The following is a 25,712-nucleotide window of genomic DNA, read 5'->3' as shown; positions in this document are numbered from 1 at the left end:
GCTCTCCTTGTAAGGGAGGGACCGGTATCGCACAAGCGCTGAGACAAAGGCAGTGGGCCGCGGCAGGCTAAAAATTCTGAGCCAAACCGTTGCAGCCAGACTACAGAAATCGCAGCAAAATGCGAGCGTGGTCCGCAGCTTACTCGATAACGACTGTGGGTAAAGCGTTGCTGAATTACCTCCGTAAACGGATGCATTATTGCGCGTTTACATGAGCTTCAGGCGGTAACCGACCTTCCTACCGGAGAATATTGCTCAGGTTCCGGGACGACCACCGGCAACAGCACGGTGCAGGAGAAGGACCGGCACCAGGCCAACGATGACGATTGCAACCGCCGATAGAGAGGCTTCTTCGAATTGCTCCAGTGCCGCGAAGCTATAGACGTGTGTCGCGAGCGTGTCGAAGTTGAATGGTCGCAGCAGGAGTGTCGCCGGCAACTCCTTCATGGCATCTACGAAGACGAGAAGCGCTGCCGTGCCGAGCGCCGGCGTCAACATCGGCAGGTGTACGCGCATGAGCGCTGACATCGGGCTTGAGCCCAGAGCGCGCGCGGCCGCATCCAGATTGGGCGATATGCGTTCAAGCCCCGCCTCGATCGTGCCGAGGCTGACGGCCAGAAACCGGATCGTGTAGGCAAGAACCAAAGCGAAGATCGATCCTGAAAGCAGCAATCCCGTCGAAACCCCAAGGCTCGAGCGCATGAATGCGTCAACCCAATTATCGAAGGCCGCAAGCGGGATAAGCAACCCTAGCGCAAGAACAGTTCCTGGTACCGCGTAGCCGAGTCCAGCCGCCCGTACGGCAGGCCGTACGATGTTGTTGTTGGCGACGCGACGGGCATAGCCAAGGGTAAGCGCGAGTGCTGAAGCGACGATAGCCGAAAGCGCCGCCAGCATAAGACTGTTGGCCGTCGCGCCAAGGAACCCGGCCGCGAGCCCTTCTCCGAGGAAGACAACGGCGTTACGAGCCAGCAGAAGAAACGGCACAGCGAACCCAAGAACGAAGGGAAGGCTGCAGACCGCAGCGGCCAGATAACCGCGGACTCCTTCAATGTCCTGGAACGATATGGAGCGATAGCGTCCGGTTGTGTGGTGTACTTGCGCGCCGCCGCGCGCGAACCGTTCGAGAAGAAAGAGCGCAAAGATGAATAGCAACATGATGCTGGCAAGCTGCGCGGCACCGCCGAGATTGGAGCGTTGCAGCCACGTTGAATAGATGCTCGCCGTCAGCGTCTGAACACCCAGATACTGCACCGCTCCGATGTCATTCAGCACTTCCATAAGAACGAGGGCCGAGCCGGCCGCGATCGCGGGGCGCGCCAAGGGTAGGGCGACGGCCCAGAATGTCCCCATGGGCGACCGTCCCAAGGTCCGTGCCACTTCCAACGCGCAAACGGACTGCTGCACGAAGCTCGCGCGTGCGGTCAGGTAGACGTAGGGGTAAAGAACGGCCGACATCACGAAGATCGCGCCGCCCAACGATCGGATATCGGGAAACCAGTAGTCCCGCGCCGAAGTAAATCCGAACACCGTGCGAAAGGCCGTTTGCACCGGTCCCGCAAAGTCAAGCAGTTCGACGTAAGCGTAAGCGATAATGTACGTCGGTACGGCCAAAGGAATGACCAGCAGACGGTCGAGCAACGCGCGGCCAGGAAAGCGATACATGGTGACAAGCCACGCCGTCCCTGTACCAACGGTCAAGGTCAGAAATCCAGTGCCCACCATCAATAAAATCGTGTCTCGCAGTGAGACGGGTAGAACGCTGCTGACCAGGTGTGGCCAGATGTTTTCATGTGGAGACACCGCGAGGACGAAGATCGTCGCGATGGGCATGAGCATGATGGCGAGGATGATCGCGACAGTCGCCGTCCATAGCGGGGATGCGCGCCGTCGCGCGCGCCAGCGACGAACGTGTTGCCCAAGTCCGGCAAGAGATCGCATCGCGTCCTGCAGCGAAGGACGCGTCCGTGTAAGCCAACTCATTGCTGCTGCAATCCCACCCAGTTCTCTGCAACACCGTTGAACGTGGCGAGAACAGTTTCGGGCATTGTGTCGGGTGGCATCACGGTAGGCTCCTAACAAAGGTCCCGCTGCCTTAGCGCATCTCGGTCGTTCTCGCCAGTTCTGCCCTAAGGCGCTCTGCTGACGGCCCAATGAGTGGCAGGATTGAAGGTGATCGTCGCGCGCGTACCTTGCCCAGGCTGGCTGGCCAGCGAAAATTCCGCACCGTTTGCTTGGCTGAGGGCCTTGACGAGACGCAAGCCGATGCCAGAGCCACCGCTGCCATCGGTTGGCGGATGAGACCTCACGCCGTCCAGTGCGCGCAGCAACTGGTCCTCGTCCATGCCACCGCCGTTGTCGATGATAGCGATAACCGTACGTCCGGAGGGATCGGGGTGGGCTTCAATTAAAACTTCGCCACCGCGCGGCGTGAACTTCAATGCGTTCGTCAGGAGATTGACGAGAATCTGTCGCACGCTGGTGGGATCAGCAACGAGCGTTGGCAGGCCCGGACCTACCGAAACCTGAAGCTTGAGACCGGCTTGTTCAGCAAGCGGCTGCAGGGCAGAGGCGGTCGCGCGAACCAGGGCCTCCGTATCGATTTCGACGGGCTCCAATTCGTCGCTTGCCTGCTCGAGAATGCGCCGCGCCAGAAGCCGGTCGATCAACTTCAGCATTTGCGCCGCGTTCTCGTGGATATCTCCCACGTAGCCGCGATAGCGCTCGTTCGCTAAAGGCCCCAGTCGCTCGTCGCGCATGATCTCAGCGGCAGCAACTATGGCGCTGATTGGTGTTTTCAGTTCGTGAGCAAGTTCGTGAACGGTGGAGCTGCACAACGACTTCGCCTCTTCACGCGCCACAACGTCACAGCGGCTGTCGGCCGGCCGGTCTTTCTGCTCCAACTGGTAACCGTTGTTCGTCATCGCCAATCTGGCTGACTAGCCCCAAGTCCGCGTGCACGAAGTCCTTGATGGTCCTTGTCAGGTGCCATCAAACCGCTGCGGTGCCCTCCCCCGAGATACACCTGCCCCATCCTACCGATGTATGACACACTTGGAAGCCCGGATACGCATTTCGCGGCAAATTCCCACTGTTTTGGCCGCACCCCCCTTGGCCTCTCTGTGCAGAGCGGCTATTTTCACTTGACGCGAGCACCCTCCGCGATGTTTTTGGGGGTTCTTTTTTGCGAGCGATGCCGTGAAAGACATCGCTACAGCGTGTGCCGCCTTAGCTCAGTTGGTTAGAGCGCTAGATTGTGGATCTAGAGGTCACTTGTTCGAATCAAGTAGGCGGTACCATTTTTCCGAATGACAACTTGAACAGCCCACCATCCGGGGGATCTTGGAGATGGCCGACGCCGTAGTCTGGCTGCGCCAGGCCTTGGAGCTGGCGCGTGAAAACGCTGTGAAGGGCGGCCGCCCCTTTGGTGCGGTTGTCGTCAAGGATGGCAAGGTCATAGCGACCGGCGTCAATGAGATCCTCAAGACGAATGATCCGACAAGCCACGCTGAACTCAACGCCATAAGGCAAGCGAGCACCGTACTAGGGACGCCCCGCCTGAATGGATGTGCCATCTATGCCAGTGGGCAGCCCTGTCCCATGTGCCTGGCGGCCATACACATGTCGGGGATCACGAGTGTCACCTACGCCTATTCCAACGCGGAAGGTGAACCCTTTGGGCTTTCGTCGGCGGCGGTTTATGACCAGTTGGCAAGGCCACTTTCCGAGCAATCGATCTCAGCACGCCATTTGCCCCTGCGGTTCGAAGACGGCGAAGAGCTTTATGCTCTGTGGAAGCGGTCAACCATCTAATCGCCTGACTGCCCAACGAAAAAGCCCCGGCGCAGGCGCCGGGGCTTTCGAATCACATCTTGCACCAATCAGTGGCGATCATGCCGGTGGTCGCGCCGGTCATCCCGACGATCGTCCCGTCTGTTATCCCGCCGATCGCGTCGATCGTCACGGCGATCCTGTCTGTACTCTTGTCTTGCATTGCGGCGATGACGTCGAGCCTCCTGGCGTATCTCGCGGGACGGGCGTTTCCAGCCGTGATGTGGTGGCGGGCGCAGCCCCGAAGGAGCGCGGTAGTTCTTGCGCCACCACCCCGCATTGCGTCTGCCGGAAGGCGGCCGATGCCAGTCGCGGCGTGGGCGGACATGGTGGGCATACCAGCGCGCACGCTCGCTATACCAGGGACGACCGACATAGTAGCGATCCCAGTAGCTTCGCGCGGCAAAGGTGACGAACGGGACGTGGTAAGCGGCAGGTCCAACGTCGAGAAGCGACACGTAGCCACCGGGGCCATCGAAGGCGAGATATTCGCTGAACACCCACCCCCGATCGCCGTCCCAGAGGACTTCGCACCAGGATTCATCATCCAGACACCCCATGATTTCAACGTCATCCCCCTCGGGGATCACGTCGATGGCGGGAAAGTCGATGTCAGGACCAGTCCTGAGGTTCACGTTAGCCGTAGAAAAGCCCGGTGCCGCCTGGGCTGCGGCGGAAGCAAGCACCATCAGAGCGGCGGCGGCGCCGATCAGCTTCAGTATTCTCATTTTTATTCCCTCGATGGGTCGGGTGAAACGAGCCGTTTTTCCCGCAGATTGGGAAAAAACAAAACCACGCAATCGTGACGCTATCACGACGCAGAGGGAGTCCTGGCCGTGAAGCCGAGGTCGGCTGCGTGCGGACAACCGCGCGACAAAATAAGAACGTAAGACGTGAGGAGTTCCGTCGTTTTATCCCGCTTGAGCCGATGCGACAAAGCGTGTCACGATTTGCCGCGAATAACCTAGCCCAATGAGAGACGCAAATGGCCAAGTCACCTGTCTTTTCCGTTTTCACCGTTTGTGCGCTCATCGTCGCGTGGTCGTGCGACACGGCCTGGGCTTTCGAAAGCTACAAGGTCGCTGGTGTCGCTAAGGGCGACAGCCTCACGGTTCGCGAAGAGCCTTTTGATGGCGGCAAGCCGTCGGAGTGGAAAGAGGTCGGACGTATCCCGGCTGATGCAACTGATGTGCTTGGAACAGGCCGCTCGAAGCGCGTCGAGGACCAGCGCTGGTTGGAGGTGTCCTTCGGAACGACAGGTGGTTGGGTGAACGCCAAGTTCCTGGAAGGCGCTGATGGATTTCCCGATCTCAAGGGCGAAACGTTTCGCTGTTCGGGAACGGAGCCGTTCTGGGGCGTTACGCTGGGCCCTAACGGAGGCGAATATTCCACGCCAGAGTCGCGGACCAAGCTCACCACGGACCGCGTTCAACCCGCCGTGGGGCGCCCATTCCCCTTGCTCTACCGGCTAACCGACGCCAACGGACGAAGGCTCCGTGCCACGGTCTCCCATCAGAATTGGTGCTCCGATGGGATGTCGGATTACGACTACGGCTTCCAGGTGCTCCTATCGGACGACGACAATCTCAACGAAGGCTGCTGCGTTATCGAGAGGTAGGCCCCTCTACCCTGTCAAATCCGCCTCGGCTTCCTGGCTGACTTTCACGATCGTATTTCGAAGCCAGACATGACCGGGATCGCTGTCGTAGGACGCATGCCACAGCAGCGAGGTTGTCAGCACCGGGAGCTCAATCGGCGGCGGGCTGAGCGTCAGCCCCAGCTCTTTCGCGAAATAGCGCGCCAGCCGCGCGTGCATGGTCGTGATGACAGGAGAGCTGGCAACGAGCATCGGCACGGCGACGAAGCGCGGCGTCACCACGGCGATCTTCCGTGAAAGCCCGAGCTTTTCCAGAACATCGTCGACAACACCGCGTTCGCCCCTGCGCAGGCTCGTCAGGATATGCGGCAGCCGCACATAGTCTTCGAGCGAGATCGGCAGCTTGAGATCGACTTTGCCCGCATTGAACATGCACAAGTAGGAATCCGTCGAGAGGACGCGCCGTTTGTGATGGATCTGGCCCTCGGGGAAGGTGCCGATCCCGATTCCAAGGTCGATGTGGTCCGCATCCAGTTCATCCAGAATGCGCCGCTCGTCGGTCGAGTAGAAACGGAAACGGATACCGGGTGCCTCCGCGCAGACATGCGCGAGCAGTTTCGGGCCGACGAGCACCTCCACACTGTCTGGAAGCCCGACGCGAAAGACCCGCTCGGCAGTACGCGGGTCGAAGTCTTCCGGCCGATTGACGAGAGATTCGATATTGGCGAGCACGATCCGCACCGGATCGACCAACGCAAGCGCGCGGGGCGTCGGTTGCATGCCGTCCGCACTCCGCGTCAACAGCTCATCGTCGAACAGCTTTCGTAGGCGCGCGAGATTGTGACTCATGGCCGATTGACCAAGCCCCACCCGCGCTGCCGCCTTGGTGACGCTCCGCTCCGCCATCAGGGCATCGAAGGCGACCAGCAAATTGAGGTCGATACGACTTAAATTGATGTGATCGATGGCCAATATCAATCCAATCTGTTTGATTAATTCAGCCCCTCATACCATTCTCTGGTCCAGACGGAAAGGCGCCAATGCCCTTCCAACAGAACAAGTGCCAACCCAAACCAACCAGGAGAATGGAAGATGAAAAAGTTCACCCTTGCGTTCGCCGCATTCGTCGTTGCTGCAACCTCTGCATTGGCCGCTCAAGCGGATGTCCTCACGCCTGCGTTCGGTCGCACGATCGATCTGGGCGGTGTCAACGGGGTCGCCTACTACACGGTCAAGAAGGAAGGTTTCCACGTCGTTGCGACGTTGGCCAATCCCGAGAGCCAGTCGGTTCGTTTCGAGGCTGTGCTGGCGCCAGGTCAGTCGGTGATCGTGTCTTCGCCGAATGCCTACGGTGAGGCCCCGACCAAGGTGGAGATCAGCCGCCAGAACGACGACGTCCACGTCGAGCGCCTGCCGGTCACGAACTAAGTGCGGAAAGCACCACCAGACAGAGACGCTAAGCCTGAAAGCCCGGGGACGCGACGAACAGTCCCCGGCCTGTTTGGACCGGTTCGGCTCAGTTAAGCGGCCATCTCCGCAAATGACTCGGACCGTTTGCAACGCGCGCCAGAGTGCTTCCGGAAAAGTGGGCACCGGTTTTCCGGTAAGAAGCACGACAATGAGCCCGGCGCGCCGCAAACGCGCGAAGATGGCCCGCCGATGCCTTCGTTCCCCTTGGGCATCGGTTGCGGAGTGGGGGCGCCTCCCTCCCCACTCCGCCTACTTCCTTTAGCCATCTTGATCAGGTGCTGCCCCACGCACGCCGCAAGCCGCTAAGCGTGGCGGTTATCGCGACGCCGCGACCCAAACTTCCCCGCCGCACGCTCCCGCCGCATTACCGCATCCACTCACACCGCGCATCAGCACCCCATTCAAACCAATGGCCCTTGATGGATGTTATAACATCCGTAATAAACTTAGATAGTGCTCCAGCGATGTCGTGCGCGTCCACATCGAACTCGCGTTGAAAAGAATGAGGGCTGCCTTGGATAAGAAGCTTATGACCCATCTCGACGAAGACGCCGCCACGCCGGACAAGCGCTTGCCCGTCACGGTGCTGTCGGGATTTCTCGGCGCCGGCAAAACGACCCTGCTCAATCATGTGTTGAACAATCGCGAGGGCCTGAAGGTCGCCGTCATCGTCAATGATATGAGCGAGGTCAACATCGACGCGGAACTTGTCTCCAAAGGCGGCGCGAACCTCTCCCGCACGGACGAGACACTCGTCGAGATGTCGAACGGCTGCATTTGCTGCACGTTGCGAGAAGACCTTCTGAGCGAAGTGCGCCGCCTCGCCGATGAAGGGCGTTTCGAGTATCTGCTGATCGAATCCACGGGGATCGCCGAGCCGCTTCCTGTCGCAACGACGTTCGAATTCCGCGACGAAGACGGCGCGAGCTTAGCTGATATCGCCCGGCTGGACACGATGGTGACTGTCGTCGATGCGGCGAACCTGCTGAAGGATTACGCGTCGCAAGACTTTCTCGCCGACCGGGGTGAAACGGCAGGCGAGGACGACGAGCGCCCGCTCGTGAGTCTACTGGTTGAACAGATCGAGTTCGCCGACGTCGTGGTCTTGAACAAAACCGATATCGCTGAGCCGCATCAGATCGACGCCGCGCGTTCGATCGTGCGGGCGCTCAATGCCGATGCCCGTCTGATCGAAACGAGCCAAGGCCAGGTCGCGTTGGGCGATATCCTCGATACAGGCCTCTTTTCGTTTGAAGCAGCGCACCACCATCCGACCTGGTTCCGGGAGTTGAATGGCTTCCGCGATCATCAGCCCGAAACGGAAGAGTACGGCATATCGAGCTTCGTCTACCGGGCACGAGGTCCCTTCGAGCCGGCAAAGCTGCACGCGTTCATGAACAAGTCCTGGCCCGGCGTCGTGCGCGCCAAGGGCTTCTTCTGGCTCGCCACGCGCCCCGCTTGGGTCGGCGAGCTATCCCAGGCAGGCGCCCTCGTGCGCCACGAGGCGGTCGGATACTGGTGGGCGGCCGTACCCAAGGAGCGTTGGCCAGCAGACGACGAGCTTGTGGCACGGATCAACAAGGGATGGCACCGCCTCTGGGGAGACCGCCGACAGGAGCTGGTGTTCATTGGCACCCGCGAGATGGACAAGGATGCGCTGACGGCGGAACTCAACGCATGTCTGCCGCCGCTTCCCCGGGAAGGCACCGTCGACACAAATCGCTGGCGCGACCTCGAAGACCCGTTTCCGGTATGGCGCCGCGACGCCGCCTAGAGTGCTTCCGGAAAAGTGGGAACCGGTTTTCGGTGAGAAGTGCCACCACAAAAGAATTTCGGGCTTTTCGCGATTCAACGAAAAGCGGAAAGTCTCTGGGGACGGTCTGTCGGCACTCAGAACCAGCCAAACCCATAGCCCGCGAGATACAACCCCAGAACAACGGACACGAGGCCGCCGATGGCATAGCCCGTTGGGTTTCTTAGGGCGCGCAGAAATTTCGCGAACATTGCGTCTGGCAGGAACAGGTACGTCGTCGCTTCGATAACGGCGAGCCACCCGCAAACCGTGATGAGGATGGCGGGCGGCGACGACCAGTCATTGTGCGAGACGACAAGAAACAGGCCGGCCAGAAGCTCGACCATCGACAACACGAGTCGCGTCAGGCGCTGTTCGATGAAGGTATCGATCACCGAAATGAAATAGTGCCTGCGCACAACGACGGCGGCGCCGACGATGATCATGAATATGCCGAGGACCTTGGCGAGAAGAACGGTAAGCATAGCAACTTATAAGTGGGTATTGGCCCCGTCCGCGTCAAATTCGAAGGGCTGTTCATCGCATCATTTCTCCACTCGCCCACCATAACCCAGATGCGATATGAACGAGCCACGCCGACCGTGGCGGCCCAGACCGGAACACACGGGGGACGGCGGCAGAAGGCTGTAGGGAGGGTGGGAAAAATGCGTGGGTTCGGGAAAGCGTTTTTTGCAACGGCGTTAGTCTACGGTGTGCTCGGAATTTTGCTGGGCCTTCACATGGCCATGTCCAAAAACCACGGCCAGTTACCAACACATGCTCATATTCTCGTCATTGGATGGGTGAGCTTCGCGATTTTTGGTTTGTTTTATTCCGCTCACGGCCACGCAGTTCCAAAGCTTCTGGCGACCCTTCACTTCTGGCTGGCCGAAATCTCATTCGCAGCCCTCGTCGTCGGCCTCTGGCTTCTTTACGAAGGGTACGGGCAATACGAGCCCATCGCAGCCGTCTCCTCCCTCGGCTACGCCGCCTCGTTCCTGATTTTCGTCATCGCCGCGATCTGCGGGATGCGAACGTCACCTACCGAAGTGGCTTAAGATTAAGCGTCGGAGTTTATTCGCTAACGCGGCGCCCGTGCCGAGCAACTAGCAGAGTGACCAGATGAATGACGAGCTTCAGAAGGCTGCCGTTCGGCGCTGCGCGTCCGAGCTTTCGCGTGCCATTTGGTATTACCGTGCGTGGAAGGCATTGCAGGAGGTTGAGCGGGACGACACTGCCAACTTCATTCGATTAGCCGAGCTTGCAATGGGCGATCAGATGGTCACCCATGTCATCAAGGTGCTTCGCAATCAAGAGGAGGCAGGCTTTTGGCGGTTGTGCAGGTTCCGGAAAGATGAGGTGCGGGACATTTGTAGGCGCCTCAACCTCGATCTCGCTCCAGTTAAAAAAGTCGGTGAACGCTTACAATACATCCGCAACAAAACCCATTTTCACTTGGACGAGATTGGGGTCAAGAATCCGAAAGCAATCTGGAAAGAGAAAGGAGGGATTACGCATAACGAGTTCGATGCGGCCCTAGAGACAAGCGCGGCAGTCGTTAGAGAATTGTACCAAGTCATCATGGGAGAGCCCTATGTTGCTGGGAATTATGACGGATCGGATGCCAAGGCGATTGCTGAGCACGCTAATGCGCACGATCTTATATACCGAGAACGCTGTCCCGAGACGGCACGTTGGTGGGCCGAGCTTTTTGAGGATGAAGATTAGCGCCTAGCTGGCCGTGCCTATCCCGCGATCTTCCCGCCGCCCCTCTTCGTGATGGCCACGATGGAGGGACGCGGCGGCAGGTTGGGATCGAAGTCGGGCCAGCGTGTGGCTGGGTCGTCGAAGGTGGACGCGCGGCCGAACGCTTTCCAGCTTTCACCGTCTTCGCCGGGGTGCTGAATCGCAACGAAGAAGGTCTCGACATCGGGCGTCGCTTCCGGACCGCAGAGTTCGGCGCCGACGGGGCAGCGGAAGAACAACTTCGAGGTGCCGCGCAAGGCACCCTCGGTCTCTACCGCATAAAGACCGTCGGTCCGGCCCGTGCTGTCCTCAGCCTGGCCGTCCGTTCCAACCCACAGGCGCCCCTTGGCATCCACGCATACGGTGTCCGGCATCCCGAGCCAGCCGTCGCGCGTGGTCGCCGGATTGAAGGTGGCGCCAATCTCAGCAATAGAAGGGTCCCCGCACTTGATGAGGATCTCCCATTTGAATGTCGTGGCCGCGTGGTCGTCACCGTCCGGGTGCATCTCGATGATGTGTCCGAAGGCGTTCTTCGCGCGCGGGTTCGCGGCGTTGACGTCTTCGGGCTTCCGCCGCGTGTTGTTCGTCAACATCACGTAGACTTTTTGGGTCTGCGGATTGACGTCCGTCCCTTCCGGCCGGTCCATTTTCGTGGCGCCCAGCAGATCCGCCGCACGCCGCGTTTCGATCAGCACGTCCGCCTGTGAGGCAAAGCCGTTGGTGTCCGTCAGCGGGCCCTCGCCATGAACGAGCGGCAGCCACTCACCCGTGCCATCCGCATCATAGCGCGCAACGTAGAGCGTGCCTGCGTCGAGCAGGTCCATATTCGCCGCACGGTCATCGCTGTTGACGGCACCCTGCGTGACGAACTTGTAGACGTAGTCAAAGCGCTGGTCGTCACCCTGATAGATTGCGAGGCGGCCATCCTTGTTGACGACGCTGGCGGCACCCTCATGCTTGAAGCGTCCGATGGCCGTGCGCTTCTTCGGCACCGAATTGGGATCAAGCGGATCAATCTCGACGACCCAGCCGAAGCGGTTCGGCTCGTTGGGCTCTTTGCTCACGTCGAAACGGTCGTAGTACTGGCCCCAGTTATACCAGCGACCCGCAACGCCATAGCGTTTGGCATTCCGGGCTTCCGGGTGATCGTCCGAGTAGTCGCCCCAGAAGTAGCCGTTGAAATTCTCTTCGCACGTCAGCCATGTGCCCCACGGCGTAACGCCGCCCGCACAGTTGTTCAGCATGCCGCGAACCTTGCGGCCTTCCGCGTCGTAGGATGTCTTCATCCGGTCCGAACCGGCTGCGGGACCACTGATGGTCATCTCGGTTTCCGGGGTGATACGCCGCGCGTATTTTGAATCCGGCACGACCGACCATGTGCCGTTCTCTTTGCGGATTTCGAGGACCGAGCCGCCATGCGCCATCATTTCGATGTCGACCAGCTCTTTCGTCATCTGGCCGAACGCCGCGTCCTTATCCTGCTTGGGCAGGCCCGGAAACATCAGCTCTTCGTTGGTGAACTCATGGTTCACGACGAGGAGGCCGTGCGTCGAAGGGTTCTCAGCGTCGGGCAGCGGAATGTAGCCGAGGTAGTCGTTATTGTAGCCGAACTGCTTTGCCTGAGCGTCAGCGGATTGTTTCTGCGGATCGAAATCCGGTGCACCGGAAAGCACGGGGTCGCCCCAGCGGATCAGGATCTGCGCGTCGTAGCCGTTAGCGACGTGATGCTTGTCGTCGACACCGGCGGTGACTTCCGGGAAGTCGAACACTGGTGCTGCGCCTTCCGCGCGTGCTGCCGAGGCCGCCGCGAGAGCCAATGGCGAAACCGTAGCCGTGATCGCGGTGACGGCGAGCGCCCCGCGCATGATGTCGCGACGGCTGTAGCGCTGGGCGATCACGTCACCCAGCGTCGGGTTCGCGCTTTCGTTGCGTCCGACGTTCTCTGCTTCTTCGTAAGCCTGTGAACGCGTCATCGCAGGATCAATCTCGCCCATGGTCTCGCCCGTCCTCAACACTGATGGCATGAGCGCATTTCTAGAAAGCTTCTATGACAGTGCGACAACAGCCGCTCTACGCCGGAGACAAAGCCTGGGGAAGTTTCCTAACATACAAGCAAGGCGGACTTTGAAAGCAAGAAACAGGTTGCCGTTTCTGAGGGTTGGCGCACCAGTTCCTTGAAATGAACCAACAGGGCAGCAGGTATGAAAACGCGGTACAAGTTGGTGCAATCCGTCTTCTGGGTGACGTTGATCTTGGAGGCGTTCCTGTTCGGTCCGGCCTACGCATTGGACCTTGGTCTTGCATCAGGCTCTTATGACGTGACCGTGCGTCTTGAGTTGCCGCATCTGGATACCGGCGCCGCGACCAAGGTCACGCGGTTGTGCGTTGAGGCAGCGGGCGAGAACCTCACTCTTGGTCTGGGCGTCTTGAGTGATAATAATCCGCTGGCCAAATGTCCGCACACGAAAATAAATTCAAGCGACAGTGGCGCCTTAGGGTTCGACATCGTCTGTCCGGGCACAAACAGAGGACAAGCTTCTGCAACGTTTGACCTTCGCGGAGACCGGTTCGAGGGGCGTATCACCATGAAGATGGGCGGCAAGAACATGACAATGACCGAGGTTCAGAGCGGCCATCGCGTTGGTCCGTGCCCTGCCGCTGCTCAGGAACTTTCAAAATAACTGACCGTTGAGCCTGCGGCGAACACGGGCAGCGCGACCACATCTATGGAGTATTTCGCATGATCAAGGCTTGGGCTGTAAGCGCGCCGAAGGAGAAGCTCGTACCCTACGAATACGATCCAGACGAACTCGGGCCCGAAGAAGTCGAAATCGCCGTCGAGCACTGTGGCATCTGCCATTCCGATCTGTCGATGATGCACAATGAGTGGGGCATCTCCAGTTATCCCGTCGTGCCGGGCCATGAAGTCATCGGCAAAATCACGAATATGGGCCCACTCGCGAAAGGCCTGTCCGTAGGGCAACGCGTCGGTGTCGGCTGGATGGCGGGAAGTTGCATGCATTGCAATCCCTGTATCGGCGGAGATCAAAATCTCTGCCCAACCGGTGAAGGCACGATTGTCGGCCGTCATGGAGGCTTCGCGGATCGCGTCCGCGTACAATGGCCTTGGGCGATCCCGTTGCCGGCCGGGCTCGATCCGGCCGAGGCAGGTCCGCTCATGTGCGGCGGCGTCACCGTCTACACGCCGTTTGAGCAATTCGAGATCATGTCTCGCGATCGCGTCGGGGTCGTCGGCATCGGCGGCCTGGGGCATCTTGCCGTGAAGTTCGCGAATGCATGGGGATGCGAAGTCACCGCCTTCACCTCAACGGACTCGAAGGCGGATGAAGCGCGCGCATTCGGCGCCCATAACGTCGTCAATTCTCGCGATGATGCGGCTCTGGCGTCCGTCGCCAATTCGCTCGACCTGCTCATCGTGACGGTGAACGTACCGCTCAACTGGCGGGCGATGATCAACACGTTGGGCCCCAAGGGTCGCCTGCACGTCGTCGGCGCAGTCCTGAAGCCGATCCCGGTTATCGCGATGGAACTCATTATGCAGCAACGCAGCGTGTCGGGCTCGCCAAACGGGTCTCCAATCACGATGCGCAACATGGTCGATTTCGCCGCCCGCCATAACGTCCTGCCAAAGACGGAACACTTCCCGATCGCCAAGGTGAACGAAGCCATGGCGCACCTCGAAGCCGGCAAAGCCCGCTACCGCATCGTGTTGGATATGTGAGCGGGGCGGGAGGGCCAGCTCCGGGGGCCCGGCAAAATGGGACGACGTGTCGGGTCATCAGCTAGCCGGTCGCTGCCGCTCCTTCCGCGTACTGCAGACTCTTCGGTCTATCCTGCCTATTATTTCGGCTTTTGGGTAGATTCGAGGGTGGTATGGCGACAAATATCGATAGAATCAAAAGCGACCTTGATAGATTGGTGGCGCTCGGCAGCTTGCTTGATCTATCTATGGTAAGATCAGTGGTCTCGGAAGAAGAATTTGAGAAACTGATGAATGGGGTGGTGCCAAAAGATAAGTTGAAAGCGTTCATCAAGAAGCTTCCTAAATTTAACGCGAGCTATGAAGCTTGGTATTCAGAAGCGCTTGTGCTGATTAAACAAGTTCTCCCGGATCGTGTTGCTAACTTTGTTAGTTTGTATGAAAAGCCTAGGGGGCGAAAAGAGGTCGAATACGGGAATTATGTAATTCAGGATTACTTGCAAGGTTTGGTTGTAACGCAGTACGGCAAAACGAAGGTTGAGACTTCAGCGGCGGTGCCACAATTTAGGCAGCAGCTCGCTATCTTGAAGGCGGCCGAGGCGCGGTTCGCAAGTTCGCTTTTTGAGATCAAACAGCTAGTGCAAGCTGATGTTTTTGACAGAGAGCTAGGGTCGGCCCGTGAGCTCCTAAAAAATAAATTCGTCAGAGCTGCTGGTGCGATCGCAGGTGTCGTCTTAGAGAAGCATCTACGTCAAGTTTGCGAAGATCACGGCGTGAAAATTGCCAAGAAGAATGCCGGAATAAGTGACTTAAATGAACTTTTGAAAGCAGGTTCGATAATCGAGATCCCTCAATGGCGACATATCTCAATGCTTGGCGACATTCGAAACCTTTGTGTCCACAATAAGGGGTCAGAACCCACTTCCGAACAGGTGAAGGACCTGCTGGACGGGACGGATAAGATCCTCAAAGCTGTTTCTTGAACATTCGTCGAAGCGCTTCTCGTGCACGAAAGGCGCCATATTTGAACGCCTATTAGGGTGAGCCGCAGCGACATTTCAAGCGCAACAACCTGTACCCAAGCCCGATACTATGGCGTAATATACAACGCCACCCGACACGGGGCATGCTGCGCGCGGAATCGAAGAGCCGCGCCAGCGCACTCATTTCCCACCGGATCTGCCTCTCGAAAGAAGCTCTCCATGGCCGTGACTGATGACGCCTCGCCGCGCGAGGACGGTTGGCTTGCGCGGACTGCGCTGAAATTTACCGCATGGGCCGAACGCTGGTTTCCAGATGCCTTTGTGTTTGTCGGTCTCGCCGTTGCCATCGTTGCGCTTGCCGCTTTGCTCAATGGGGCGCCCCCACTCGTCGTCGCGAAGTCGTTCGGGGACGGGTTCTGGAGCCTCGTTCTCTTCACGATGCAGTTGGCCGTGATGATGATCGGCGGCTACGTGCTCGCCGTCGCGCCGCCGGTGGAACGGGGTATCGAATGGCTCGCCAGCATCCCGAGGACAGGACGCGGGGCGGTGGTGTTTATCGGCGCCGTCGCGATGCTGGTCTCCATGCTGAATTGGGCGATGAGTTTGATCTTCGGCGCATTGCTGGCGCGTGCCTGCGCGCGGCGAACAGACATTCATATGGATTACAGGGCTGCCGGCGCGGCAGCATACCTCGGCGTTGGCGCCACCTGGGCATTCGGTATCGGTTCGGCCGCTGCACAGTTTCAAGCAAATCCCACAGGTCTGCCGGCCTCGATCCTGAACGTCACGGGCATCATCCCGCTGACGCAAACGATCTTCCTCTGGCAGTCGCTCCTCACCGGTGCACTCTTCTTCATTATGTCGATTGCGATTGCCTGGTGGTCGGTGCCCTCCAGAGGATCGACGCTGAGGGCGCAAGATATGGGCGTTGATGTCTCGCTCGACGCGCGCGATCTGGACCCGCCGTCGCGCCCCGGTGAGTGGTTGGAGTATTCGCCGATCCTGACGATAGCGCTCGTTGCACTGGGCGGGATGTGGCTCGTTCAGGAATTCGCGACGCGCGGCCTCATCGGCGGGATTTCGAACCTCAATACCTATAACTTCATTTTCATCATGATGGGCCTGCTGCTGCACTGGCGTCCGCGCAGCTTTTTAGCAGCCGTTCAAAAGTCGGTGCCGTCAGTCGGTGGCGTCCTCGTTCAGTTCCCTTTCTATGGTGGCATTGCCGCCATTCTGACGAACGCGACGAATGCGGCAGGTGTCAGCGTAACCGATCAGATGGCGCATGCATTTGCCAGTCTGGCGACACAGTCGACGTACACCATCGTCATGGGACTTTATTCCATCATTCTTGGCCTCTTCATTCCGGCAGGTGGGGCGCGATGGATCTTAGCTGCGTCCCACGTCATGCAGGCTGCGAACGATTTGAAGGTGCACCTCGGCTGGGCGGTTCAGGCCTTTAATGCGGTCACCATGTCAAATCTGATAAACCCATTCTTCATGCTGCCGCTGCTCGGCGTTCTCCGGCTGAAACCGCGCGATATCGTGGGCTACACATTTCTGCAGTTTCTCTGGCACGTCCCCATCGGGCTCTTCCTATTTTGGCTGTTCGCTCACACGCTGACATACATGCCGCCCGTAATGCCGTAGAGGCGCTTCTGGATTTGAAAGCAAGGATCGGGGTGCGTGGTCGTTGGCGCGGGACTAAGTTTCACGCAAGAGTGCAACTGAACCGATGGACTTTCAGGCTGTTTCTATGCCCCGGACCCGTACTAGGAATGATGCCGCACGCGCGGCCCAAGACGCCCAACGCTGGGCATCCGTGGTCGCGAAGGACAAGACAGCGGATGGCCAGTTCTATACCGCCGTGGCGACGACCGGCATTTATTGTCGGCCGTCGTGCGCCGCCCGCCGCCCCAAACGTGAGAACGTCACGTTCTACGATACGTGCGCTGAGGCAGAAGCCGCGGGATACCGGCCGTGCAAGCGTTGCAAGCCGAATGAGTTGGTGCCGGGCGCACAACACGCGGCGAAGGTTGCCGAAGCCTGTCGTTTGATCATGGAAGCTGAAGTCGTGCCAAAGCTGGATGACCTGGCGCGTGCGGTCGGGCTAAGCCCCTTCCATTTTCATCGGCTGTTCAAGTCCATCGTCGGCGTTACGCCCAAGGCCTACGCCACGGCAACGCGTCAGCAGCGGGTCCGTGAGAAGTTGGGAAGGAGCACGAGCGTGACGGAAGCGATTTACGATGCAGGCTACAACTCTAATGGTCGTTTCTATGCAACGGCGACAGACATTCTGGGCATGACCCCAACGAACTACCGGGGCGGTGGAGCGAACGCCGAGATTAAATTTGCATTGGCCCAATGCTCTCTCGGGGCGATCCTCGTTGCTGCGAGTGGCAAAGGAGTATGCGCGATCTTCCTAGGTGATGATCCTAACGAACTCGTACGCGAGGTGCAGGATCGCTTTCCGAACGCAAGCCTGATCGGAGGGGACAGAGAGTTTGAAAAGCTCGTCGCACACGTCGTCGGCTTCGTCGAGACGCCTCATGCCGAATGGGATTTGCCGCTGGATGTTCGCGGAACTGCTTTTCAGCATCGTGTCTGGCAAGCATTGCGCGCGATACCACCCGGTGAAACGGTCAGCTATGCGGAACTCGCCGGGCGCATGGGAGAGCCCAAAGCCGTACGCGCGGTCGCAGGCGCGTGCGCAGCTAACCACGTCGCGGTGGCGATACCCTGTCACCGCGTTGTGCGGACGGATGGGAGCCTATCGGGATACCGATGGGGTGTAGAACGCAAACGTACCCTCATCGAACGAGAAAAGATTAAGTAGCGTGTTCGCGCATGAATTGGCGACTTAGGCGCACACGCTACTCAAAATCCGATCGATCACCAGCGAGGCCCCGTGTCAGGCGGATCCTCACGGGCGTCGAGGCACCGAGCGCCATCCCAATAATGGTATTCGCCGCAGCTCGCAGGCCGCGCGGCTACCCAGCCATAAACGCGGGTTGGACCCGGGCCGGGAACCTCGACGACGGCAGCTGGCGGGGGAGGTGGAACTTCGACGATTTCGTAAGGGGGAGGATAATCGTCGTACGCGTCATAAACGATGGCATCTTGCGCACTCGCTGCGCTTGCGGTGAGCGCCAGACCGAATGCTGCCGCTGCGATGGGACTGAATAGTGTATTTCGCATCTACGCCTCCTACTGGTGCGGATGCGATTAACGTGCCCGGCTAATGTTTTGTTCCGTAAGCCCCTTTTATTATTCCGAGGGCTGCATGGGAAAAGAATGTAATATGAGAAAATAATCCCAACGTTTTTTTTCAAATCAGGTCTTCGGGCGATGATATGCGTCGTCAGCGCACGAATGTAAGTTGCCTGTTGTTGTACGCCATAGCACCGAAAGAATCTGACGTGTTTGTACGGAGGCCGCACAAGAAGCGCGCAGCCTCCAGAAAAAAATTAATCCGCGACCCCTGGATTCGGGGGATCGACGCGAGCGTCTAGGCAGCGAGAGCCATTCCAATACTGGTATTCTCCACAACCAGGAGCAGGGCCTCGCGAAACCCAGCCATAAACACGTGTTCCTGGCAAAGGAGCTGGGTACTCAACGTACCCAGAATAGCCCGTGCCCGCTGGGGGCACATTGGCGACGTCGCCTTGTCCAGTTGTCGGTGGATCTCGTGGTGTATCCCTGCCGTAATCGTAAATCGTATCGCTGTCGTAGTAAGTATCGTTGATAATAACGCCTTGTGCTTTTGCGCTTGAAATTGCCGCCATGAGTGCGATGACCGCCACGGCCGCAGACTTAAATCCAAAACGTATCATGTACGCCTCCATTGGATTGCGACCCCCTCACGGAACGCGGTTTGGCGGGTTATGTTCCTTCTCATTTGTCAATTTATTTCATGGAATTACGTGGCGAAGTGAACATCAGCGCACGCACTACTATTTCGCGGAACTCGGCCATTCGAAGTGAATTAAGTGAAGCGAGGGGCCCGCATAAAAAAATATGCGAAGCCCTTTTTAATTCCGATCAAATGGAAACGAATCCAAGGAGATGTTTCATGAAACCAGTACATATAGCGTTATCAGCCGTGCTGATGCTCGGTGGCATGAGTGCTGCCTATGCGCAGGAAGGGCCAGCACAGAACAAGGAGCGGCCAGCGCAAGAGCAAAGAAGCCAAGCACAAGAACGTGGTGCGGAGCGTGGCAATGCCCCGGAGAGGGCTGAACGAGGACAGTCAGAGTCTAAAGGTCGCCGTGCCGCCGACGAGAGTTCATCGCGCAAGGACCGCGAAGATTCGAAGCAAGCGAAGCAGCGTCAATCGAAAGACGAGGATTCGGCGGATAACCGCAGAAACGATGATCGAGCGTCCGAGAAGAGCGCATCGGACAACGACAAGTCTCGTGAAAAAGCGCGATCAAGCTCCAAGGAAGACAACGACAAGTCGGAACGAAAATCAGCGGATCGTTCGGACGAAAAGGCTGATCGCGACGATAGCAAACGCGCGTCGAAGAAAAATGATGACAGTGAGCGTCGCGCCCAGAAACAAGACGACGATAAAGCCGACAAGGGTGAGAAACGCGCTGACACCAAGTCTGACCGCGGCGAAAAAAAGGCTGCAAACGTTAAGCTTCAGGGTGAGAAGAAAGACCGCGTGCGCACGGCCTTCCGCGACCGCTCTGATGTAAAGGAGCATACTGACGTCGACATCGATATCTCGATCGGCCGACAGATGCCGCGCGACTGGCACTACTATCCGGTCCCCACGGCGGTTGTTGCCATCGTTCCTGAGTACCGGGGCTATGAGTACGTCTACGTGGACGATCGCTATGTCATCGTAGAGCCGGATACCTATGACGTTGTGGCTGTCATCGACTCGTCTGGCAACCGCACCTATGCAAGCGGTGGTGGTTCGGGTCGCTGTTCGCAAGACATTACTCTGAGTGCCGATGACCGAGCCTATCTGCTGAGGTCGGTGCAAATGCGTAATGAGGTAAATGTGGGAGGCGTATCTATCGGTTGGGACGTTCCGTCCTCCGTTGAGCTGAGAACGTTTCCCGATCCGGTCCTTAAGCGCGTGTCGCGATTAGGGTCCTGCCGCTATTTTATCGTCGATGACCAGATTGCAATTGTAGATCCGAATGACCATCAGGTTGTCGTGTTGATTCAGGACTAAGAGATATATGATGCCGAGGAGCGAGCCGGCGACAGTCGGCTCGCTTTTTTTCTCTCAGTCGAGAACGAAATTGAGCTGAGACAGGCGGGATCGATTGCGAAACCACGATAATCGTCGTGGCGATCCGACGAACTCAATTCCCAGATGTGCGTCTTCGCGCCGAACGACTGCGCAGCGAACGCTGAAATCATCCGCCTCAATCATGAGGCCGAACCTATCGGGTACACTTGAGGGATTGCTAAGTTTTAAGCGAGCGCCATTGTCTGAAATATCGACGACAAAGCATGCCGTCTGCACACCGTCTTCAGTAACGATGGTGGCGCGTTTGAGCGTCGAGCGCCTACCGAACCTTCGGCGCTCTGCGGATCGGCCAGCATCCCGTCCGTCTGAGTTCCCCAAGTTGGCGCCCTTTGCTTCGTTCCTGAGCAGTCCTGATAGCTCGTATATTAATGATAAAAAAAGAACGTAACGCATGACATAAGTAGCGAGGATCTAATGATAATCCTTATCTTATGCCGTGGGCGCACCACCTCGTCAGGCATTTATGTACGCTGACGAGGAATAGGCTACCCCCAACCGCGACGAGATCCGGACAGAGCCTCTGAAAATCAGAACTATGGTAAGAGAAGTATGAACTTTCCGTTGAGCGTGTCGCATCAGGAAAGGTTCAATCTCTACCTATAACCTAATACACTGGTTTAGGCCGCAGCCCTCCGAGTGCCCCAGTATTGCCTGGAGGGAGATAGCAAGTTCGATCATCTTCAACCAGGAAACTTGGCAGCGGGTAAGTCCAACGGCCAATGTTGAAGCGCAGGGAGCGGCGAAGTGACGATGGAAAAGCGGTTCAATGAAGAAGGCGAGCTGTCGACAAAGGAACGGCGTGTATGAATGAAGTGGCCCCACTAGCCGGTCCGAATGTCACCGCTGGTGGCGAAAACCCGATATGCGTGCTGATTGCCGACAAAAATCCCGTCGTTCGTGCCGGCCTTCGTGATTACATCGCCAAGGATGGTCGCTTCCAAGTGACGGAGATTGTCAGCGGCGGTAATGCTTTTCTTGCCAGCTGCGAAACGAAACCAGCCACGATCGGCGTCATTGGCTGGGGACTTCCCGACATGTCTGGAGCTGATGTGCTTCGGGCCGTGCGGCGCCGTAAACTGCCGATCCGTTGTGTGGTGTATACGGGCGACAGCAATCCGTCAGTGCTGCGTCAAGCTGTAATGCTTGGCGCTTGGGGGTTCATATCAAAGTCTGAAGACCCCTCGGTTTTGCTAGATACGCTAGCCAGTGTTGCTCGAGGACGTTTGAGCCTGCCCTATGTCGATATCGGCGCTCTGTCTGATGATCCACTTGAGGGGCTCACCACGCGCGAGCATGAACTTCTGCGTGCCCTGGCGAACGGGCTAACGAATGAACAGATCGCAAGTCGCATTGGCATCTCGCAGAACACCGTCAAATATCACCTCAAGAACCTGTACGATAAGCTGGGCGTCAAGAACCGTGCGATGGCGGTGGCCCTATCGTTGTCGAATCCGGAGCGCTGACCCACCCGTTCGAGTAGGTGGAAAACCACCCATATGGGTCAAAAAAAGCGTCGCCAACCGGCGGTGCTTTTTTGCCCGCCCGGGTGTTGCAGCCGTCCAAGCGAACGCCGATAGTGACTGCGCCGACTAATAACCGTTAGGGAAACGCGACCTCGTATCTTCGGCAGGTGCGAGTAGAGTCGCGATATAAATGATAAGCAGACCTGCCCTTCGTGGCACTCCGCGAAAATCAACAAAACCCTGACAACGTACGGAAACCAGCTGGGAGGAAACGGCTGATGCTTATCCAACCGCACCTGTTCATTTCTGATCGGGTTTGGCTCGCGATGGACATCCGCCGGGAGGACATGCCTTCACATCTCAGCACTTTGGAAAAAAACATATCTGGCGGCGCGCGGTGCGCCGTGGAAATGACTTTGCGCGCTCGCGGCGTTAAGATTGAGCCTGGCTCGGGAACAGGTGCCGCGGCAGATCACTTCCGCGAAATCGCAGTGAAATCGGCTGCAAGCCGCGATCAGGTTAGCCTAATGCTGGCAAGCTGACCCAAAAGCCAATAGCCCAGCCTGATTAGGCCGGGCAGAATAACAAGCGTTGTTGCAAACGGCGCGGCCCTTGCCCCGGGATAGAAACCCCAGGGCAGGGACGGTGAAGTCGTGCCTAAAACGTGAGGAAACCAAACACCTATGAGTCATACGCTATACAATCTGCGCAAAGCCCGCCTGCACCGTAGTGAATTGGCCGTGCCTGGCTCCAACCCTTCAATGATCGAAAAGGCCGCGCAAAGCGAAGCCGACTACATCTTCTTGGACCTTGAAGACGCCGTCGCTCCGCCAGAAAAGATCAAAGCGCGCGCCAACGTCATCCAGGCTCTTAACGACATCGACTGGCGCGGCGCCGGAAAGACCGTTTCCGTCCGCATCAATGGCCTTGATACGCACTACATGTATCGCGACGTCGTCGAAGTGGTTGAGCAAGCCGGCGAAAAGGTCGACACGCTGTTGGTTCCAAAGGTCGGCGTACCCGCAGACCTTTATATGGTCGACGCGATGGTCTCGCAGATCGAGCAAGGCAAAGGTTTCAAGAACCGTATTGGTCTTGAGGCATTGATTGAAACCTCGCTCGGCATGGCCAACGTTGAAGCCATCGCACAATATCCCAACCGCATGGAGGCATTACACTTCGGCGTTGCCGACTATGCCGCCAGCCTGCGCTCGCGCACGGTTGTGATCGGTGGTCTCAACCCAGACTATCCTGGTGACCAGTGGCACGCCTCGCTGACCCGTATGCTGGTTGCATGCCGCGCCTATGGTCTGCGTGCAATCGACGGTCCGTTCGGCGGCATTGACGATCCGGAAGGCTACAAGGACTCGGCACGTCGTGCTGCTGCCCTGGGCTACGAAGGCAAGTGGGCAATCCACCCATCTCAGATCACGCTCGCCAATGAGATCTTCTCGCCAACCGAGAAGGAAGTCGAAAAGGCGGAACGCACTGTCGTGGCTCTGAAAGAAGCCGAAGAGCAAGGCAAGGGCGCCGCTTCACTCGACGGCAAGATGATCGACGCTGCGTCAGAACGCATGGCACGAAACATCCTCGTGACCCGCGATGCCATTAAGGCCGCTGCCGACGCCCGTAAATCCTGATCTTTTGCGATGGGGCGTACCGGGCACTCCCGGGCGCCCCGAAAGGGAGGAATACATGGACATTCACGAATATCAGGCCAAAGAACTTCTGGCGAAGTTTGGCGTTCCCATCGCGCGCGGTGGGTTGGCTTATTCGCCTGAGCAGGCAACCTACCGCGCTAACGAAATCGGTGGCTCGGTTTGGGTCGTTAAGGCTCAGATCCATTCCGGTGCCCGTGGCAAGGCCGGCGGCATCAAAATCTGCCGGACGGACGACGAAATTTGGGAAGCCGCCGATTCCCTGCTCGGCAAGCGATTGGTAACGAACCAGACCGGCCCCCAAGGCAAGCTTGTCTCGCGCCTCTATATTGAAGAAGGCACGAACATCGCCAAAGAATACTATTTGAGTTTTATCATGGATCGCGGCCAGGAGCGCATCGTTGTCGTCGCTTCTTCGTCCGGCGGCATGGACATTGAAGAGATTAGCGAAAAGCAGCCTGACTCTATTCTGCGCGTCGTTGTCGACCCTGCCGTCGGCATGCAGGGCTTTCAGGCACGCGAGCTGACCTTTGGCCTCGGTATCGAGCCCGATCTCGTAAATAAATTCGAACGCACGATTCTCGGCTGCTACCGCGCCTTCCGTGATCTCGACGCGACCCTTCTTGAGATTAACCCCCTCGTTGTGACGGGTGAACGCTCTCTCATCGCTCTAGATGCGAAGATGTCGTTTGACGCAAACGCTCTGTTCCGCCGCCCACAGATCTCCGAGCTGCGCGACAAGAGCCAGGAAGATCCACGAGAAACTTACGCATCCGACCGCGGCCTGTCTTACGTCGGCCTCGACGGTGATATCGGTTGTGTCGTGAACGGCGCGGGTCTCGCCATGGCAACGCTCGACATGATCAAGCTTGCCGGCGGTGAACCTGCCAACTTCCTCGACATCGGCGGTGGCGCCAGTCCCGAGCGCGTCCAGAAATCGTTCCGCGCGGTTCTGAAGGACTCGAACGTCAAGGCGCTGCTCGTCAACGTGTTCGCAGGCATCAATCGCTGCGACTGGGTTGCGAAGGGTGTAGTCGATGCCATCACTGAGCTCGATATCAAGTTGCCCGTCGTCGTTCGCCTAGCTGGAACGAACGTCGAAGAGGGGCGCAAGATCATTTCTGAAAGCGGGCTTTCCGTGATCAATGCCGACAGCCTGCGCGACGCTGCCGAAAAGGCCGTGGCTGCCGCACGGCAGTCTTCCGCAGCAGCGTGAGACGAGGAGATAGAACATGGCAATCTTCATCAACGAGAATACGCCGATCCTCATCCAGGGCTTCACCGGACGCATCGGCACCTTCCACGCACAGGAAATGATCGACTACGGCACCAATGTTGTGGGTGGTGTGACTCCAGGTAAGGGTGGAACAACCCACCTCGGCCGTCCGGTCTTCAACACCGTCAAAGGTGCAGTCGAAGAAACGGGTGCCGAAGCTTCGATCGTCTTCGTGCCACCGCCCTTTGCGGCTGACGCCATCATGGAAGCTGCTGATGCAGGCATCAAATACTGCACCTGCATCACAGACGGCATTCCGGCCCAGGACATGATCCGCGTGAAGCGCTACATGCGCCGCTACAAAAAAGAAAACCGTATGCGTCTGACAGGCCCTAACTGCGCTGGCACCATCTCGCCGGGCCGTGCGATGCTGGGCATTATGCCGGGCCGCATCTACATGCAGGGCCGCGTAGGCATTATCGGTCGCTCCGGTACGTTGGGTTACGAAGCGGCCTCGCAGCTGAAGGCGTTGGATATCGGCGTCTCGACCGCAGTCGGGATCGGTGGTGATCCAATCAACGGCTCGTCGTTTAAGGACATTCTGGAAGAGTTCGAGAAGGACCCGGAAACGGACGCCGTCCTGATGATCGGTGAAATCGGCGGTCCGCAGGAAGCGGAAGCCGGCGCATTTGCCCGCGATCACATGAAGAAGCCTGTGATTGCGTATATTGCAGGTCTTTCGGCACCAAAAGGCCGGACGATGGGCCACGCTGGCGCGATCGTGACCTCTTACGGTGAAGCCGCCGAGGAGAAGGTGGCAATCTTGAAAGAATGTGGTGTAACCATCGCGCAAACTCCAGGCGATATGGGCACGACAGTTGCTGAAGTCCTTTCCCGCATTAAGAAGGTGGCTTAAGCCTCGAAAAAGGTCCCCGATGGGTCTAGGAGAAGGCAATCGGAACGGGA

General features: G+C 58.2%; 26 protein-coding genes and 1 tRNA gene. 18 read left to right on the top strand and 9 right to left on the bottom strand.

Translation table 11 applies throughout. From position 1 onward, the window contains the following. Positions 1–255 precede the first annotated feature (255 nt). On the bottom strand, positions 256–1,983 hold the full coding sequence (locus BLS30_RS04755; RefSeq protein ID WP_244512361.1) for an ABC transporter permease: 1,728 nt from the start codon (positions 1,981–1,983) through the stop codon (positions 256–258). A gap of 146 nt (positions 1,984–2,129) precedes the next feature. Further along, entirely contained in the window at positions 2,130–2,924 is a 795-nt protein-coding gene (locus tag BLS30_RS04750; RefSeq protein WP_090226924.1) for a sensor histidine kinase, read from the bottom strand. 298 nt (positions 2,925–3,222) lie between these two features. Between BLS30_RS04750 and BLS30_RS04745 the strand changes: the two genes are divergently transcribed. Beyond that, a tRNA-His gene (locus BLS30_RS04745) sits at positions 3,223–3,299 on the top strand. 49 nt (positions 3,300–3,348) lie between these two features. After that, the gene (locus BLS30_RS04740) at positions 3,349–3,813 is read left to right on the top strand and encodes a nucleoside deaminase (RefSeq protein ID WP_046477310.1); all 465 of its coding nucleotides are present in this window, start codon (positions 3,349–3,351) and stop codon (positions 3,811–3,813) included. 68 nt (positions 3,814–3,881) lie between these two features. Here BLS30_RS04740 and BLS30_RS04735 read toward each other — a convergent pair whose 3' ends face one another. After that, complete coding sequence (locus BLS30_RS04735) at positions 3,882–4,559, bottom strand: SH3 domain-containing protein (RefSeq protein ID WP_076605287.1); 678 nt, start codon at positions 4,557–4,559, stop codon at positions 3,882–3,884. 257 nt (positions 4,560–4,816) lie between these two features. On the opposite strand from BLS30_RS04735, the gene BLS30_RS04730 reads away from it, so the two are divergent. Continuing rightward, complete coding sequence (locus BLS30_RS04730) at positions 4,817–5,449, top strand: COG3650 family protein (protein ID WP_090226922.1); 633 nt, start codon at positions 4,817–4,819, stop codon at positions 5,447–5,449. Between the two features lie 6 nt (positions 5,450–5,455). Here the strand turns inward: BLS30_RS04730 and BLS30_RS04725 are convergent, their stop codons facing one another. Beyond that, a complete protein-coding gene (locus tag BLS30_RS04725) occupies positions 5,456–6,400 on the bottom strand; it encodes a LysR family transcriptional regulator (protein ID WP_090226919.1) in 945 nt (314 codons plus the stop codon). Between the two features lie 120 nt (positions 6,401–6,520). On the opposite strand from BLS30_RS04725, the gene BLS30_RS04720 reads away from it, so the two are divergent. After that, on the top strand, positions 6,521–6,856 hold the full coding sequence (locus tag BLS30_RS04720; protein WP_090226917.1) for a hypothetical protein: 336 nt from the start codon (positions 6,521–6,523) through the stop codon (positions 6,854–6,856). Positions 6,857–7,427: 571 nt separating this feature from the next. Then, entirely contained in the window at positions 7,428–8,672 is a 1,245-nt protein-coding gene (zigA, locus tag BLS30_RS04715; protein ID WP_090227416.1) for a zinc metallochaperone GTPase ZigA, read from the top strand. A gap of 116 nt (positions 8,673–8,788) precedes the next feature. On the opposite strand, the gene BLS30_RS04710 is transcribed toward zigA, so the two are convergent. Continuing rightward, positions 8,789–9,175, bottom strand: a complete 387-nt coding sequence (locus tag BLS30_RS04710; protein ID WP_090226914.1) for a hypothetical protein — start codon at positions 9,173–9,175, stop codon at positions 8,789–8,791. Positions 9,176–9,355: 180 nt separating this feature from the next. Here BLS30_RS04710 and BLS30_RS04705 point away from each other — a divergent pair, with 180 nt between their 5' ends. Both BLS30_RS04705 and BLS30_RS04700 read left to right on the top strand, forming a co-directional pair. Continuing rightward, on the top strand, positions 9,356–9,748 hold the full coding sequence (locus tag BLS30_RS04705) for a hypothetical protein (protein WP_139165288.1): 393 nt from the start codon (positions 9,356–9,358) through the stop codon (positions 9,746–9,748). A 64-nt stretch (positions 9,749–9,812) separates the two neighbouring features. Further along, on the top strand, positions 9,813–10,418 hold the full coding sequence (locus BLS30_RS04700) for a hypothetical protein (protein WP_090226909.1): 606 nt from the start codon (positions 9,813–9,815) through the stop codon (positions 10,416–10,418). Between the two features lie 17 nt (positions 10,419–10,435). On the opposite strand, the gene BLS30_RS04695 is transcribed toward BLS30_RS04700, so the two are convergent. Next, a complete protein-coding gene (locus BLS30_RS04695; RefSeq protein WP_090226906.1) occupies positions 10,436–12,430 on the bottom strand; it encodes a PhoX family protein in 1,995 nt (664 codons plus the stop codon). A 207-nt stretch (positions 12,431–12,637) separates the two neighbouring features. On the opposite strand from BLS30_RS04695, the gene BLS30_RS04690 reads away from it, so the two are divergent. From BLS30_RS04690 to ada, 5 genes are all read left to right on the top strand, one after another. After that, positions 12,638–13,117: a DUF3617 domain-containing protein gene (locus BLS30_RS04690; protein ID WP_090226904.1), complete on the top strand. Its 480-nt coding sequence runs from the start codon at positions 12,638–12,640 to the stop codon at positions 13,115–13,117. A gap of 59 nt (positions 13,118–13,176) precedes the next feature. Next, on the top strand, positions 13,177–14,178 hold the full coding sequence (ahr, locus tag BLS30_RS04685) for an NADPH-dependent aldehyde reductase Ahr (protein WP_090226901.1): 1,002 nt from the start codon (positions 13,177–13,179) through the stop codon (positions 14,176–14,178). 152 nt (positions 14,179–14,330) lie between these two features. Beyond that, positions 14,331–15,140 carry a hypothetical protein gene (locus BLS30_RS04680; protein ID WP_090226897.1) on the top strand — a complete coding sequence of 270 codons (810 nt, stop codon included), beginning with the start codon at positions 14,331–14,333 and terminating at the stop codon, positions 15,138–15,140. A 219-nt stretch (positions 15,141–15,359) separates the two neighbouring features. Beyond that, positions 15,360–16,790 carry a short-chain fatty acid transporter gene (locus BLS30_RS04675; protein ID WP_046477320.1) on the top strand — a complete coding sequence of 477 codons (1,431 nt, stop codon included), beginning with the start codon at positions 15,360–15,362 and terminating at the stop codon, positions 16,788–16,790. A gap of 106 nt (positions 16,791–16,896) precedes the next feature. Continuing rightward, positions 16,897–17,976, top strand: a complete 1,080-nt coding sequence (gene ada / locus BLS30_RS04670) for a bifunctional DNA-binding transcriptional regulator/O6-methylguanine-DNA methyltransferase Ada (protein ID WP_090227413.1) — start codon at positions 16,897–16,899, stop codon at positions 17,974–17,976. A 56-nt stretch (positions 17,977–18,032) separates the two neighbouring features. Here the strand turns inward: ada and BLS30_RS04665 are convergent, their stop codons facing one another. Together BLS30_RS04665 and BLS30_RS17955 are read right to left on the bottom strand one after the other, a co-directional pair. Beyond that, entirely contained in the window at positions 18,033–18,338 is a 306-nt protein-coding gene (locus BLS30_RS04665) for a hypothetical protein (RefSeq protein WP_046477321.1), read from the bottom strand. 269 nt (positions 18,339–18,607) lie between these two features. Beyond that, positions 18,608–18,973, bottom strand: a complete 366-nt coding sequence (locus BLS30_RS17955; protein WP_046477322.1) for a hypothetical protein — start codon at positions 18,971–18,973, stop codon at positions 18,608–18,610. 239 nt (positions 18,974–19,212) lie between these two features. On the opposite strand from BLS30_RS17955, the gene BLS30_RS04660 reads away from it, so the two are divergent. After that, complete coding sequence (locus tag BLS30_RS04660; RefSeq protein ID WP_170832407.1) at positions 19,213–20,328, top strand: DUF1236 domain-containing protein; 1,116 nt, start codon at positions 19,213–19,215, stop codon at positions 20,326–20,328. A 54-nt stretch (positions 20,329–20,382) separates the two neighbouring features. On the opposite strand, the gene BLS30_RS18490 is transcribed toward BLS30_RS04660, so the two are convergent. Further along, positions 20,383–20,802 (bottom strand): PilZ domain-containing protein, encoded by a 420-nt coding sequence (locus BLS30_RS18490; protein ID WP_090226892.1) that lies wholly within the window; start codon positions 20,800–20,802, stop codon positions 20,383–20,385. Between the two features lie 410 nt (positions 20,803–21,212). On the opposite strand from BLS30_RS18490, the gene BLS30_RS04650 reads away from it, so the two are divergent. The 5 genes from BLS30_RS04650 (at position 21,213) to sucD (ending at position 25,662) form a co-directional block, all read left to right on the top strand. Next, entirely contained in the window at positions 21,213–21,872 is a 660-nt protein-coding gene (locus BLS30_RS04650) for a response regulator transcription factor (protein ID WP_046477324.1), read from the top strand. 278 nt (positions 21,873–22,150) lie between these two features. Further along, positions 22,151–22,414: a hypothetical protein gene (locus BLS30_RS04645; protein ID WP_046477325.1), complete on the top strand. Its 264-nt coding sequence runs from the start codon at positions 22,151–22,153 to the stop codon at positions 22,412–22,414. Between the two features lie 141 nt (positions 22,415–22,555). Beyond that, complete coding sequence (locus BLS30_RS04640; protein WP_090226889.1) at positions 22,556–23,512, top strand: HpcH/HpaI aldolase/citrate lyase family protein; 957 nt, start codon at positions 22,556–22,558, stop codon at positions 23,510–23,512. Between the two features lie 55 nt (positions 23,513–23,567). Beyond that, positions 23,568–24,746: a malate--CoA ligase subunit beta gene (locus BLS30_RS04635; protein ID WP_046477327.1), complete on the top strand. Its 1,179-nt coding sequence runs from the start codon at positions 23,568–23,570 to the stop codon at positions 24,744–24,746. 16 nt (positions 24,747–24,762) lie between these two features. After that, positions 24,763–25,662, top strand: coding sequence for a succinate--CoA ligase subunit alpha (gene sucD / locus BLS30_RS04630; protein ID WP_090226886.1), 900 nt, complete (start codon positions 24,763–24,765; stop codon positions 25,660–25,662). The last annotated feature ends 50 nt before the right edge of the window (positions 25,663–25,712 follow it).

It is taken from the genome of Filomicrobium insigne, assembly GCF_900104305.1.
Taxonomy (GTDB): domain Bacteria; phylum Pseudomonadota; class Alphaproteobacteria; order Rhizobiales; family Hyphomicrobiaceae; genus Filomicrobium; species Filomicrobium insigne.
Note: the sequence above shows the minus strand (reverse complement) of the source record. Positions and strands in the feature narration are given on the sequence as shown.